13 protein-coding genes and 1 pseudogene are annotated in these 13,952 nt (G+C 50.4%); 4 read left to right on the forward strand and 10 right to left on the reverse strand.

What is annotated here, in order from left to right:
* Positions 1–59 precede the first annotated feature (59 nt).
* The gene (locus AB4Z33_RS06725) at positions 60–1,457 is read right to left on the reverse strand and encodes an ABC transporter substrate-binding protein (RefSeq protein WP_442049187.1); all 1,398 of its coding nucleotides are present in this window, start codon (positions 1,455–1,457) and stop codon (positions 60–62) included.
* Between the two features lie 266 nt (positions 1,458–1,723).
* Between AB4Z33_RS06725 and tlp the strand changes: the two genes are divergently transcribed.
* Complete coding sequence (tlp, locus tag AB4Z33_RS06730) at positions 1,724–1,939, forward strand: small acid-soluble spore protein Tlp (RefSeq protein ID WP_442049188.1); 216 nt, start codon at positions 1,724–1,726, stop codon at positions 1,937–1,939.
* A 57-nt stretch (positions 1,940–1,996) separates the two neighbouring features.
* Here tlp and AB4Z33_RS06735 read toward each other — a convergent pair whose 3' ends face one another.
* On the reverse strand, positions 1,997–2,863 hold the full coding sequence (locus tag AB4Z33_RS06735; RefSeq protein WP_442049241.1) for a MurR/RpiR family transcriptional regulator: 867 nt from the start codon (positions 2,861–2,863) through the stop codon (positions 1,997–1,999).
* Entirely contained in the window at positions 2,863–3,918 is a 1,056-nt protein-coding gene (locus AB4Z33_RS06740) for a phosphotransferase (protein WP_442049189.1), read from the reverse strand. The genes AB4Z33_RS06735 and AB4Z33_RS06740 overlap by 1 nt, the downstream gene beginning before the upstream one ends.
* 135 nt (positions 3,919–4,053) lie before the next feature.
* Between AB4Z33_RS06740 and AB4Z33_RS06745 the strand changes: the two genes are divergently transcribed.
* Genes AB4Z33_RS06745 through AB4Z33_RS06755 form a run of 3 tightly spaced genes read left to right on the forward strand, consistent with a single transcriptional unit; the run spans position 4,054 to position 9,217 of the window.
* Positions 4,054–5,637: an FAD-dependent oxidoreductase gene (locus AB4Z33_RS06745; RefSeq protein WP_442049190.1), complete on the forward strand. Its 1,584-nt coding sequence runs from the start codon at positions 4,054–4,056 to the stop codon at positions 5,635–5,637.
* 16 nt (positions 5,638–5,653) lie between these two features.
* The gene (locus AB4Z33_RS06750; protein WP_442049191.1) at positions 5,654–8,386 is read left to right on the forward strand and encodes a glycoside hydrolase family 10 protein; all 2,733 of its coding nucleotides are present in this window, start codon (positions 5,654–5,656) and stop codon (positions 8,384–8,386) included.
* 18 nt (positions 8,387–8,404) lie between these two features.
* Positions 8,405–9,217 (forward strand): creatininase family protein, encoded by an 813-nt coding sequence (locus tag AB4Z33_RS06755; RefSeq protein WP_442049192.1) that lies wholly within the window; start codon positions 8,405–8,407, stop codon positions 9,215–9,217.
* Between the two features lie 76 nt (positions 9,218–9,293).
* On the opposite strand, the gene AB4Z33_RS06760 is transcribed toward AB4Z33_RS06755, so the two are convergent.
* The 7 genes and pseudogenes from AB4Z33_RS06760 to AB4Z33_RS06790 form a co-directional block, all read right to left on the reverse strand.
* Positions 9,294–10,043, reverse strand: a complete 750-nt coding sequence (locus AB4Z33_RS06760) for an ABC transporter permease (protein ID WP_442049193.1) — start codon at positions 10,041–10,043, stop codon at positions 9,294–9,296.
* Positions 10,040–10,966, reverse strand: a complete 927-nt coding sequence (locus tag AB4Z33_RS06765) for an ABC transporter ATP-binding protein (RefSeq protein WP_442049194.1) — start codon at positions 10,964–10,966, stop codon at positions 10,040–10,042. Before AB4Z33_RS06765 ends, AB4Z33_RS06760 begins: the two co-directional genes overlap by 4 nt.
* A 62-nt stretch (positions 10,967–11,028) precedes the next feature.
* Entirely contained in the window at positions 11,029–11,700 is a 672-nt protein-coding gene (locus AB4Z33_RS06770) for a TetR/AcrR family transcriptional regulator (protein WP_442049195.1), read from the reverse strand.
* 670 nt (positions 11,701–12,370) lie between these two features.
* A pseudogene (locus AB4Z33_RS06775) lies at positions 12,371–12,520 on the reverse strand (zf-TFIIB domain-containing protein); the annotation flags it as partial.
* Between the two features lie 82 nt (positions 12,521–12,602).
* Complete coding sequence (locus AB4Z33_RS06780) at positions 12,603–12,824, reverse strand: hypothetical protein (protein ID WP_442049242.1); 222 nt, start codon at positions 12,822–12,824, stop codon at positions 12,603–12,605.
* A gap of 132 nt (positions 12,825–12,956) precedes the next feature.
* Positions 12,957–13,277: a hypothetical protein gene (locus AB4Z33_RS06785; protein ID WP_337098500.1), complete on the reverse strand. Its 321-nt coding sequence runs from the start codon at positions 13,275–13,277 to the stop codon at positions 12,957–12,959.
* 83 nt (positions 13,278–13,360) lie between these two features.
* Positions 13,361–13,930, reverse strand: coding sequence for a xanthine phosphoribosyltransferase (locus AB4Z33_RS06790; RefSeq protein ID WP_442049196.1), 570 nt, complete (start codon positions 13,928–13,930; stop codon positions 13,361–13,363).
* Positions 13,931–13,952: the final 22 nt, after the last annotated feature.

Here is a 13,952-nt window from a genome sequence, read left to right on the forward strand (position 1 = left end):
CAGGGAAWCCCCAAAGGGATTCCYCTCATGTCCTAATTAAGCTGTTCTGCCCCGATCGGCTATTGCGTCGCGGCAGCGGCAGCCGGGTTATTCAGATCCGCGTCAATCGCATCCTGCGCGACTTGCTTCGTTCTTTCCAGCGCCGTTTCCGGCGATTCGCCGCGATTGGCGATCGCGTAGGATATATCGCCGAGCGCTCCGCCGAGCGGCAGGAAGATAGGCTCCGCGTATTTCATGGCCTCCAGCATCACTTCGATATCCTGTTCGTCCGCGAGCAGCTGCTTCTCCGATTCCTCGCGGTTGTTCGGCTCAACGCGGTCCCACATTTGAATTTGCTCCCAGATATACGCTTTTTCTTTGGCCCGCTTGACGTTGGCAGGGATATAGAATTGCACGTAGTTTTCGATGCTTCCTTGCCATTTCGTCGCTTTTGGTCCTTTAGGGAAGAACACAAAGCCTTGTTCGTCGGTCATCGTCGTACGGGTCGCACCTTCCCACAGCTCGCCGGTAACCATCGCGGCTTTGCCCGAGTTGAACAACGTTTGCGATTCGTTATAATCCTCGAAATTTTCGTTTTTGTTCGGTGCTACAACCTTATGCACGTTGAACAAATCGCTGTAGAAGTGGAGCGCCTCAAGCAAGTTCGGATCGTCGTAGGCATACACATGCTTACCGTCTTTTTGCTGGATGATGGCTGATCCATTGGAATGGATCAATATTCTAGACAGGTTGCTGGCAATGTTCGTAATGCCCCATTGATCGATAACGCCGTCGCCGTTCGTATCCTTCGTTGCCCGCTTCGCGATGTCGAGGAACGATTCCCAGTTCCATTTATCCTGCGCGATCAATTCATGCGGATCGGGCAGGCCCTCGCGCTCGAATAGCGTTTTATTGTAATAAATGCCCGACGCGTTGTTGATATTGGAGGTAAAGCCGTACATTTTGCCGTTCACCATGCCGTGCTGCTTCAAGCCTGMAGGCCATTTCGGATCATTAAAGTCGAAGAAATCGTCCACCGGCATGAATAACCCTTGATTGATGGCCGGTATCGCGAAATAGTAATCAAGAGGTACGATGTCGGCTACGGACTCGCCGGAGAGCGCGGCATTGGTTACCATTTTAATGTTTTCGCCCCACGGAACCTTTTCCCAGACGATTTTTACATTGTACTTTTCCTCTGCCTCTTTCCATTTCGCAAGCGTAAGCGCWCCTTCAGGCGTTTCCTCGGAGGGACCATCGATCCAGTGAATAATTTTGAGCGTTTCGCCGTTCATGTCGATGGCGGGCTCTTCGACGACCGGCGGCGCTTCGGTAGGCGCCGCCGTCTCCGTGACTGGAGCATCCGTTGCTTTGTTATTATCCGGTTCTTCATTTCCGCCACTGTTTTGGCTGCATGCCGAGACAACAACGAGAACGACCGTCAATAAAACCGTAGCAAACCATTTCATTTTGCGCATAGCTTTACCCCTCCATTGGTCGAAATGTACGCCTTCCCTTTCTAACCCCTCTTAGCGGCGGCCCTTCCGGCAGTCCGGTCATCCCCCCCGATGCGCAGTAAGCTCCAATTTGCGTCGCCGACATGCAGGATTTTTTCTCCACTTATTACTTATATATTAGAGAAAAAAACCTTTATTCTCTTTTGACAGAATATTAAGCGGTCGCATAATATCTCTCGAACATGCTCATTATATATAAGTATTTTGTTGGGAAAGGAGGGTTTTACATGTCAAAACCGGATAACCGCGCTGATAACGAGGTCCATCTTCAGCAGCATATCAATAATACCGCCGAGAATTTGCAAGAAGCCGAAGATTATTTGGACGAGCATGCAAGTGAGATTTCCGTATCCGAGAAGCAAGACATCGAAGCAAAGAACGAACGCCGCAAGCAGAGCATGAGTGGGTTTGAAGAGGAAAAAGAAGATGAAGCCGGCCAATAAGGCCGTGACAAACAGCCAAGCGATCTCATTATCGCTTGGCTGTTTTTTTGCGCTGCTTCAATACAGTTTATCAGCGACGGAACGGGCCGTTTTCTCCAGTGCCTCAGCCGCATTGGTTTTCTTATGGGACAGCAGCGTGCACAAAATGTCCAACAGATGGATTTGCATGATTTTCGTAGAGAGAGAGCCGCCCTCGGTCGGCATTTCCCGCGAGGGCACGAGCAATATCGTGCCGGCATGCGCCGTAATTGGGGAACGCATATGGCTGGTCAGACAAATAACCTCCGCTCCGTTCACCTTCGCTTGACGCATGGGATCAACCAAGTCGCGCGTGCTGCCGGACGTCGATATGCCGAACACGACATCCCCCTCCTTCACGAGCGATGCCGACATGGCGATAATATGCGAATCTCTGTGAGCCTCCGCGTTCATGCCGATCCGCATCAGCCGATAATGGAGATCAAGCGCCGTAATGCCTGAAGAGCCTACGCCGTATATATAAATTTTGTTAGCCGCAATCATTCGATTGACCGCACGGTCAAGATCTCCCGGATTAATAAGGTCAAGCGTATTTTTGAGCATCATTTCGTTGCGGGCCGTCAATTTGCGCGCCTTCGTCATCGTATCGTCCTCTACTTCGATCTCGACGTTCGAGACCGACGGAAGATTAACGAGATCCTGCGCGATCGAAAGCTTGAATTCATGATAACCCCGGAAGCCCAGCTTGCGGCAAAAACGGATGACGGACGTCTCGCCTACGCCTGCTTGCTCTGACAAATCGGTCACCGTTGCCATCACGGCTTCCTCGGGATTGTTTCTGACGAAATCGGCGACTTTTTTCTCCGCTTTCGTCAAGGAGCTATAAATGCTCGATATGAGCAGCAACGTGTTCGATTGAATCATTTTTTGTCCCGCGATCTTCATCATATCCACTCGCTTCTCGATAATATGCCTAGCCGAAATGCCTCGTTCGCCCATTCTGACCATATTTGGACGTCAGCCGTCAACGTTTGCAAGGAAGCAAACGTTAAGTCCGCTTGCTCCGCGCCAAGCTTCCGTTCATCCTCACCGAAAACAGCCGTGTCAATCGAACGCCGCATATTGTACTCCAGCCAATCGAGCATGCTGCCCATGCGTCCGTAGATGGCGTCTTCGATCCGGGTATGCGCCATGCCGCCCGCTTTCGCATACGCTTCGATTACGGCCATGAAAGCGGAGCGGTCGATATTCCCGTCCTCCTGCTCGCTCCAGCTTATAGCCGCATCGATTAATTCCATTGTCGGATGGATCGGTCCAGCCGATTCCCAATCAATCAAATAGGGCTCGCTGCCGTTCTCCCACAGCACGTTACGCGGATTCAAGTCGCAATGGCTGACAACCGCCTTTTGCCGGAGCTGTACGCATGCGTCTTCGTACAGCTTGTTCCATTCAAGCAAAGCTTGACCTCTCGCTTCGATGGACTGAGCCCAAGACATATGGCTGCGTATTCCCCGTTCAAGCAAACTTTCCCAATGGCTCTGCGGATATACCTTCCACGATGGGCTGGGCATATCCGGGAGCTCAAGCTCATGGAGGCGATAAAGCAGCTCTCCGATAGCCCGCGCATGCCGGTTATCCCGTTCGGATGGAGACAGCATACTCCCCGCATTCCACTCGAACAGCATATAAGTCGATCCTGCAATATCGGCTAACGGATTGCCCTGTACGGCTATTGCCAATACGGCGGGTATACCCGCCGCTGCTGCTGCCCGGGCAACTTGCTCTGACCGCAAATAGTTGGGCCTTGCCTCGGGACGCGCTATAATTTCCGGATTCAGTACCTTGAGCGCATATCGGCCGGTTGTCGTATGTATAAGCCGCATTTGATGCAAATAACCGCCTGATATTGGCTCGGCTTCAGCCAATGGGGTGCCGATTCCGTAATACCGGCAAATCTCCCCGATTTTCAGATAATCGACTTCCTCATATGCCTGGTCCATGCTTATGCGCTCCCTTCCGTCACCGTTAAAAAAAAGATATTTTTTTCAATTCGAATTCATAAAGTGGATATTATCTCTATCCTCTACTACGATATAACTTTTGCGCGAAATTTATGCTAGAAAGGCGGGAATGAGATGGCGGAGCATGACAGTAAAGCAGACATTATCGTGCTTGGAGGCGGTCTCGGCGGATGCATGGCGGCATTAGCTGCCGCCAAACTAGGGATGACAGTCATTTTGACGGAGGAGACGGACTGGATCGGCGGCCAACTAACGAGCCAAGCCGTTCCTCCGGATGAGCATCAATGGATTGAAAGCTTCGGCTGTACGAAGACGTACCGCGAGTTCCGTGAACGCGTAAGACGCTATTACAAGGATAACTATCCGCTGCGCGCCTCCGCGCAAAGCGATGAACGTCTAAACCCCGGCAACGGCTGGGTCAGCCGATTATGCCATGAACCGAAGGTTGCGCTGCACGTGCTGGAATCGATGCTCGCACCTTATACGAGTAGCGGCCGCATATCCGTCTGGCTGGGCTGGAAAGTTGCATCCTCTTCCGCCCAGAACGATCTCATCGAGTCCGTCACCGTCAAGCGTACCGCAGACGGGTCGCTCCGAACGCTGCGCGGCTTCATTTATATGGACGCAACGGAATGCGGCGATCTCCTGCCGCTGGCCGGAGTCGAATATGTGACGGGCGCCGAGTCCAGGCGCGATACGGGCGAGCCGCATGCGCTGGTTGAAGCAGATCCGCTGGATATGCAATCCTTTACTTTCGTATTTGCCCTCGACTATACCGAGAACGGAAATTTTACGATCGATAAGCCTCAGCAATATGAGTTTTGGCGAGCGCTCATCCCTCCGTTCTCCCGCTTCCCTCTGTTTGGCTGGAAGATGGGCGATATCGCTGATCCTAGCAAGGACAAGGCGATTACCTTTTTCCCCGACGGGAAAGAACCGATGCCGTTCTGGACGTACAGGCGAATCATCGATCGGTCGTTATTCGCACCTGATTTATTTGCAAGCGATATCACTTTAATTAACTGGGCGCAAAACGATTATTATTTAGGTCCGATCTACGAAGTATCCGAAGAAGAAAGAGAGCTCCACTTGGCAGGTGCAAGGCAGCAAAGCTTATCGCTCGTCTATTGGCTGCAAACCGAAGCTCCGCGTCCGGAGGGAGGCAACGGCTATCCGGGACTTCGGCTGCGAGGCGATGTGTTAGGGACGGAAGACGGTATAGCAAAGGCTCCCTATATTCGAGAATCCCGCAGAATTAAGGCGAAGTATACCGTTTCGGAGAATGATGTCAGCGTAGAAGTCAGAGGCAAGCAAGGCATTCGGCGGTACGAGGACAGCGTCGGCGTAGGCAGTTACCATCTCGATCTCCATACGACGACCCAGTCAAACCGCGGCTTATTCATCCCGAGTCTGCCCTATGAAATTCCGCTTRGAGCACTGCTGCCGATCCGGATCAAAAACATGCTTCCAGCCTGCAAAAATATCGGCACCACGCAAATCGCGAACGGCTGCTATCGGCTGCACCCGACAGAATGGAATATCGGCGAATCTGCCGGGTATCTTGCCGCATACGCGATTGCAAACCGCATTTCGCCGCATGAGGTTCGMGATAATCWGGAGCATTTGGAAGCTTTCTTGGCCGTCATTCAGGAGCAAGGCGTAGAAACGCATTGGCCTGAGCCTATACAAAACATTTAGATAAGAGGTGAATGTTATGAAGACAAAACATTATTGCAATCTTCTCCTTTGCTTCTCTCTGTTGCTGTTCAGCGCATCGACAACGGTTTATTCCCAGTCTTCCGCCCCGGCGTCTGCGTCACCGCCGGCTGTTACTCTGGAAGACGGCTCCGTATACTTCATCGACTTGATCGATCAAGGCAGCGAGGATGGCAAGCTCTCTATTTTCACAAGGAAATCAGGTAATGCGACACCACCATCGCAAAACAATACGACTGAAGCAATCATTACGAACGGCATTRTCGCCGCAAAGTATGAAGGAAGCTCTCAAGGCACCTACATCCCTTCGAACGGATACGTCCTGTCAGGCAAGGGCAGCGCGGCAGGTTTAGTAGACGCTCTGAGTATCGGCGATACATTAACGCCCGACTTCTCCATTCCGGTCCTCCCAAGTAAATACTTTGTCTTAGACGGTGAGGTCGTGCCGATAACGCAGATCAATAACGTCCGAAGCTCGGCAGATATCGTACTTTATGACCCAGCTTACGGCGCCTCGACGAGAACGAATCCGTGGGGGCTGGAGCTGACGGTGGAGCAAGGCATTGTCACTCGTTTTGTCGCCATATCGCAGGATACAGGGGGCAACTGGCTGGACAACGACTCCCCGATTCCGGCTGGCGGATACGTCCTCTCCATCCAGGCTGACAGTCCATATTACGGCATGTTGTACGGCATCGTTCAGGAAGGAGATGCGATCGAATTGAATACGAGCAATGAATCATTAATTCAAGCGTACAAGACGGAATACGATGCCTTTAACCCGCGGACGAGAGAAGATAATCCGGGCGGTTGGGATGACGGTAGCCACTCGCCGTATCCCGGTCATCGCGGAACCGATCAGCTCATCATTTACGATGAAAGCTACGGATCGTCGACCGGCACGAATCCATGGGGCTACGAGGTCGTTGTGAATGCAGACGGCAAAGTCGTTCATACGGGAGGAAACAATTCCGCGATACCGATCGGCGGATACGTAATCTCGGGCCATGGGGTCATGTCCGATTGGCTTAGCGCAAATGTGTCCGTAGGAAGCACCTTAAAACTGCTCCCCAACAAGAAACAGGTGCTCTTTCTGTTCACGCCCGAATCGTATTTGGATAAAGCCGAGATCGGCATCGGATCGGCGAAGCTTAGCCTGCAGAACGCGAAACAACAATTTCTCGATGTATCCTACGATCTCATCGGGCAGCAACTCGCATTGGCCAAAGCTAAATTAGCGGATTTAAGAGGACAAACGGAACAAGGCGATTTTACCGGTTTTACGGAAAACTTCGCGGAGCTAAACGGAATAATCGATCAAGCATCCTCTATGGTCTATGAGTCGCGAGCCGTCGAGCACCGGGCGGTCTGGATTCGACCGAAAGAAACGAGCCTTGCGCAGGTTAAAGAGCATGTAGCAAAGCTGCGCAATCTAAATATTAACGCGATCTATCTGGAAACCTGGTGGAATGGCTACACGATATATCCGACGGAGCATCCGCTAGCCGCCCAAAATCCGATATACGCCGGGTTCGATGTGCTGCAAGCCTATCTGGACGAAGCGAAAAAATCCGGCATCGAGGTGCACGCTTGGGTCGAAAACTTCCTGGTCGGCGTCGGCGACATGGCAGGTCCCATTCGTTCGATGAAGCCGGAATGGTCGATGATCAGCAGGCAAGGCAACGACTACCAGGATGTGCCGCTTTATAACACGCAATATTATTTCCTGAATCCCGTGCAGCCGGAAGTCAGGGACTTCGTATCCGCCATCTACAAGGAACTGCTTCAGTCGTATAACGTGGACGGCTTGCATTTGGATTATATCCGTTATCCCGATGCCGGCGACTACACGAACGATTTTGGCTATGATCCTTATACCCGAAACCTGTTTAAGCAAAAGCACGGCGTCGATCCGCTCGATCTGCATCCGGACGACGAACTTTGGAGCGCCTGGGTCTTGCTGAGAACAAAAACGATCAATGAGTTCGTTTACCGCATTTCTGACGAAGCTAGAGAAATAAGACCCGACATCCGCGTTTCCGCAGCCGTTTGGCCGAATTACACGGATGGACCGGTATTCATGCACCAGGAACCGAAGGATTGGATGGCAAAAAATGAAATTGATCAGCTGTTCCCAATGTCTTATCACCCCGACGCTTCGTCCGTTGCAGGCGATGCCTTAAACTCCGTAACGCTCGCGGGCGGCAAAGCTCTGATCGTGATCGGCGTAGGAACGAATCTCGGATTATCGAACGAAATGCTGCTGCAGCAAATCAAACAATCCGTCGATGTCGGCGCTTCCGGCACCGCCCTGTTTGAATTCGAGTCTTTATTCGCGAACGGTTATGACAAGGCGCTGCTGGCCGGCATGTTCAGCAAGCAAGCGATCGTTCCGGATAAAGATGTCGCCGTATCGTTAAAAACGATCATTTCCGAAATGAAGCGCAAAATCAATACTATCTATGTGCCGAACAAAGGTATGTCTGACGGCAAAAAATACGGTAAGGAGCTTGAGCAGATCGAGAAAGCTTGGAAAGAAAAGAAAGAAAAGAAAGATAARAAAGATGAAACGAAAATGGTGAAGGAAATCATCGATAAAACAAACAAACTGGTCAAGAAGATCGATGAAGACAACAAATTGCATGATGAAGTGAAAAATAGAATGAGAGCGGATTTAGATGACTTAAATGCCATCTTGACCGTGCATCTTTCTAAAATATCCGTATCATAAAGCGAGGTAGGAACACCTATGCTGTGGGAAAATTTGACGGTTAAGCAATTCGAAGACGCCGTCTTGTCGACAAAACGGGTTTGCGTCGTCCCCATCGGATGCTTAGAGAAACATGGCGACCATCTGCCGCTAGGCACCGATATGATGATTGCTAGAGCGATTGTGGAACAAACCGCCGAAACCGAACCTTTCGTTATTTTCCCCTACTATATATTCGGTCAGGTTTCCGAGGTTAAGCATTTCGCGGGAACAGTGGCGTTAAGCGGAGAAATGCAAATGCGGCTCTTGCTGGAAGTATGCAAGGAAATACGCCGCAACGGATTCAACAAAATTATATTGGCCAACGGCCATGGCGGCAACAATCATATGCTGAACTATTTTGTCCAAACGATGCTCGACGAGCGGAAGGATTATGCCGTCTATAGCTATGATTTGTGGGGATTGTCACCCGAGCAGCACCGGCAACTCGAAAGCACCTATGTTACGCCCGGCGAATACGGCCATGCGGATCATATGGAGACATCAGAGATTATGCATATTGCGCCAGAGCTTGTCTATATGGATCGGCTTAACGATGGAGAATGGCATTGCACGGGACGAGGACAATTGCTAGCTGACAACAAAACAGCTGCCGGCATTCATTGGTATATGGAATACCCGAACCAAATCGCAGGCGACCCATCTCTTGCTTCCGCCGAATACGGCAAAGATTATATCGCCTACTGCGCCGACAACTTCGCCAAAGCCGTCCATGCCATCAAGCACGATGAATCCGTACTAACGCTGCAGACGCAATTTTTCGATCGGTGCGACGACGTTTCCAAAATATAAGCAGATCTATGATTAAAAAGAGGTTCGTAATTTCGCAGCATGCGATTTACGAACCTTTTTTGAATTTGCCCAGCGTTTAAGTTTGATCGGCATACCGCCACCAGGCGAGCGTGCCCGCAATGCCAATTGCACCGGTTACATAAGGCAGCATAAGACTTACGGCTTGCAGATGCAGATCCGTTTCCCCCGATGCGCCGCTTAGCAGACCCGGAATAGCCCATGGCATATACTCGGTAATGCCGAGGCCGCCCCCGAGCTGAGCGATGATAATCGTAAGCACAACGAACCCAAGCGGAGTCAAATATCCGCGACCGACGCTAGCGATCCAGCCAACAGGAATACATAAACAAATAACCATGATGGTTATCCTTGCGAACTCGTCGAAGCTTTGAACGACGACAGCAATGCTCCAGCCATCCAATTGGAGGAGCGCGCCTGCCAAGCTTCCAACAACGTACAGCATGAGGGCAAGCACCGCACACCAAACGGCTGCAACGATTAATTTGGCGCCTGCCACCCCGTACCGGGATAGAGGAAGTGCCAGCAGATCCTTAACCGTGCGGTCGGAGTATTCTCTGCCGAATATCCAACTGAATACAAAGCCGAACCCGATCAAACCGCCCATCGACATGACAATGCCAAGCTGATCAAGAAGGCCTGGGAAATCGACAGCCCCTTCGAAAGCCTTCTGCGTTCCAATCTCCCCGGAAAATATAAGTGCAAAGATGACCGGCAGGATGATGCTTGTAAGCAATGAAATCCTCATCAGCTTGGATCGGCGGATTTTCATTCTTTCTGTACCGATAGCCGTTAATAGTCGATTCATCGATCGTTCTCCCCCTCTGCTCCAATCCGTCTGAGAAAATAAGCCTCCAGCTCCTCTTCCTCCACTTGAAGATGGGTCGGCGGCATGTGCCCTTCCATTAATTGTTTCGCGATTTCATCCGGATTGTCGATCGCAAACGGCTCGGAAAGCTGTAGCAAACCACCTTCAGCCCCCTTCACCGAGTAACCGGCATTCATCAGCTTCATCCGTGCAGCCTCCATGTTGCGTGCGCCAACGAGAAGACGCTTCCGAAGCAATTGCTGCAAATCCCTGACATTCGTTTCCTGAAGCAGCTTGCCTTGATTGACGATGCCGATTCTAGTCGTTAGCCTCGCGACCTCGCTTAGAATATGACTGGAAATAAATATCGTGACCCCGTGATTAAGAGCTAGATCGCGCAGCAGTTCCCTTACTTCTACGATGCCGGCAGGATCAAGTCCGTTCGTCGGCTCATCCAATATAAGCAACTTTGGATTATGGAGCATGGCTTTGGCCAAGCCTAGCCGCTGCCCGTTGCCGAGCGACAACTTGCCGGCTTTGCGGTCGCGATAGGCGGTTAATTGCAGTTTATCCATGACGGCATCAACAGCGCCGCTTCCTTGTATGCCCCGCAGCCTCCGAATAATATCAAGATTTTCGCGAACGGTAAGCTCCGGATAAGAATATGGCGTTTCCACCATATAGCCGACATTTGACCATAATTTATGACTGCCTGCATCTACCCGCTGCCCAAACAGATGGGAAGCGCCGGAATCAGGCTTAATCATACCAAGCAGCATACGAATCGTCGTTGTCTTGCCTGCGCCGTTCAGTCCCAAAAATCCATAAATTTCACCTTTGTCCACATGCAAAGATAGGTCATCTACTGCATGAAATCTRCCAAAATGTTTCGTTAAACGTTCTGTTTGGATAATAGCACTCATTGCTTCTCCCCCTCTATTAAACTAACTAGTTATTTATATTTTATTAAAAATAAAAGCCATCCCTACAAAACAGATGGCTCCATAATGCCATGTATAATCATTTTGGCGATTTGATCGATCGTCTTCTCTCTCGATTGCGGCGTGTCCAGCGAGCCGAGCAGATTTTGATACCGGGAAAACGACTGAATGATCGCCGTTGTCACATGCATGATCATAATCGGGAACATCGCCGGTTCAAAGTCCTTTCGGAGAAGTCCATTCTGCTTCGCGGCTATGGCTAGCTCATGCAGCTCAGTCATATCATCCGGACGATACGTGATTTGATTCCAAGTCTTCCAATCCTCCGCCGACTCCCAAAGCATAATTTTCAAGTATCGCGGGTTCTCCAACAGGAAGTGAAACAATTGCCCGCTCATCGATTCAATAAACTGCCTGAATAGTACAGGATCAGATACGATGTTTTCGTTTTGCAAAAAATGAGCCATTGCCTCCCCCGTCACCTGATCGCCAATCTGGTCCGCACGTTTGACAACCTCCGTATACAAACCCAGCTTGTCGCCAAAATACTGATAGATCAGGCTTTTGTTGTAACCTGACGCCTTCGCAATGCCATCGATACGGGCCGCGGAATATCCGAGCTCGGCAAACATCGCCTCCGCCGCATCCAATATGATTCTTCTCGTTCGGGCCGCATCGTAAGTACGCGTACTGCTTCTCTTATTCTCAGTTGTCATTTCGATTTTCACCGCCTCATTTATAACCAACTAGTTAGATTATAATCATGCCTGATATAAACGTCAAGTTACTCCAAAAATCAAAAACGCCCTTGCCTGCTATAAGAAACAGGAAGGGCGCATCGAATGGACTGTAAACCATTTAATCAAACAAATCGCCGAAGATGTCGAGCACCGTTTTTTGGCGCTTTTTGGAATGCCCGTATTTGTTATAGCCATGCTGATTGTAACCGTATTTATCATAGCCATGCTTGTCATAGCCGCCATGATTATGATTATGGTTGTGATTATGGTTATTGTAGCCTTGCTGCCCGAACGGAGGCTGTTGTCCGCCGCCGAACACTTGAGGTTGGGAACTGCCGTAATTGTTCATTGGCGTCACCTGCGGGTTGCCTGGATGGCCATAGTTAGGCTGATTGTTATATCCGCCTTGCTGAGGAGGTATAGGCTGGCCCTGTTGAGACGGCGTTACGAAAGGATTGCCGCTGCTTACTTGAGGGAAATTTGGCGTTCCTTGCCCTTGCGGCTGATTATTGGTAATGGGCTGATTGGGGCTCGGGTTATTGGCTGCCCATGAACCTGGAGCAGGACCGCTTGTCGGTTGTGCAGGAATTGCGGATGGTCCGCCGAAAGCACCTGCGCCCGCTGAATATTGCTCGAGCCGCTCAACCTCCTGCTTCATATCCTTGACGCCCTGCATGAGCTTATCGAGCTCGCCGCGGTCAAGCCATACGCCTTTGCAGTCTGGACATACATCGATCAACACATTGTCCTTCACAACCTCGCGCATTCTTACATCATTACAAACGGGACATTTCATCCGTCACTCTCTCCTTTAACAATCGATCAGAACTTGCTATGACTCATACTCAGCATACGCACAGCCATTTACAACGTTTCATCTATGTAGCCGTATATGGCGCAGGTCTCTCTTCCGTCGCAAGGGCGATGCTGTAAATACGGCTCAGCTTCACGACACGCCGATTCGGACGGCGCACGACAACGGATGAGTCATCCCAAGCCACAACAATTCCAATGACGTCATTCATCTCAAGCTCATCGCGTACGACGCGAACTTTCTCGCCGCTAAGACGATATTGATTAAGCTGTTCTTCGCTAATCAAGGTAATTCCTCCGATTCGATTGGCCTTCATAGGCAGGCTTCCGTTTATTTGGAAAAACCTCAACGAATGCGCGCAGCACTCCTTGAGGTTCTTTTGTTGTTGCGAGTTATTGTATGCGAGTCTCATTAAGCTTTAACCAACATGCTCCTTGGAATCATTCGTTTCATACCATTCGTCGAGCACGCGCGAGGACATGACACGCTTGGCAATATATTCTGCCTGTTTGTCAGTGAATTGACCGCGCCATTCAATAGACAGCTCATCGGACAGCTTAACGATCGTCAGCAGCTCCGACCAAGCCACGTATCTTTTGTACCAGAAAAATTGCGGATGCTCAATCATATAAGGATATAAATCGTCAAATTCGGTATGTTTGCAATCCAAAGCACGCTCAAAATGAATTTTTGCGTCGTTCAACTTCGCATTCATAAAATCAGTAGACATTTCCCCCATAGCATGTGCCTCCCCTCAGGTCGCTTCTGTATCATTATAAGCCATTTTGCTTTATCGCGAAAGTGCGCATTCGCTGGAACATCTTACTCGAACCTAATTTCACCGTTGTCCAGCGATGAGATTTGAACGAGCGGCTCGACTCTGATGCCTTGCTCTCTAAGCGTTTTTCCGCCTGATTGGAACGATTTCTCGACTACGATTCCGAAGCCGACCAACGTCGCTCCCGAGCGTTCGATAATTTTGATAAGACCGCGTGCCGCATCGCCGTTCGCTATAATATCATCGATGAACAGCACTTTATCCTCTTTGGTCAGAAACTGCTTCGACACCATGATATCGGTAACGATGCCTTTCGTGAATGAAGGAACACGTTCGGTATATGCATCCGGATCGGCGATCAGCGTCTTCTTGCGCCTAGCGAATACGAGCGGAACGCCGAGCACATGCGCCGTAGCGAAAGCGGCCGGAATGCCGGATGATTCAATAGTAATGACCTTCGTGATCTCCTCTTCCGCAAATCTTCTTGCGAATTCTTGTCCCATCTCCATCGTAAGCGCCGGATCAACCTGATGATTAATGAGCGCGTCCATCCGCAGCACATCGTTCGACAACACCGACGACTCTTCCAATATACGTTGTTTCAATCGTTCCATCTTATTTCCCTCCGCCAAAAAT

The organism is Paenibacillus sp. 2TAB19, from assembly GCF_052115185.1.
Taxonomy (GTDB): domain Bacteria; phylum Bacillota; class Bacilli; order Paenibacillales; family Paenibacillaceae; genus Pristimantibacillus.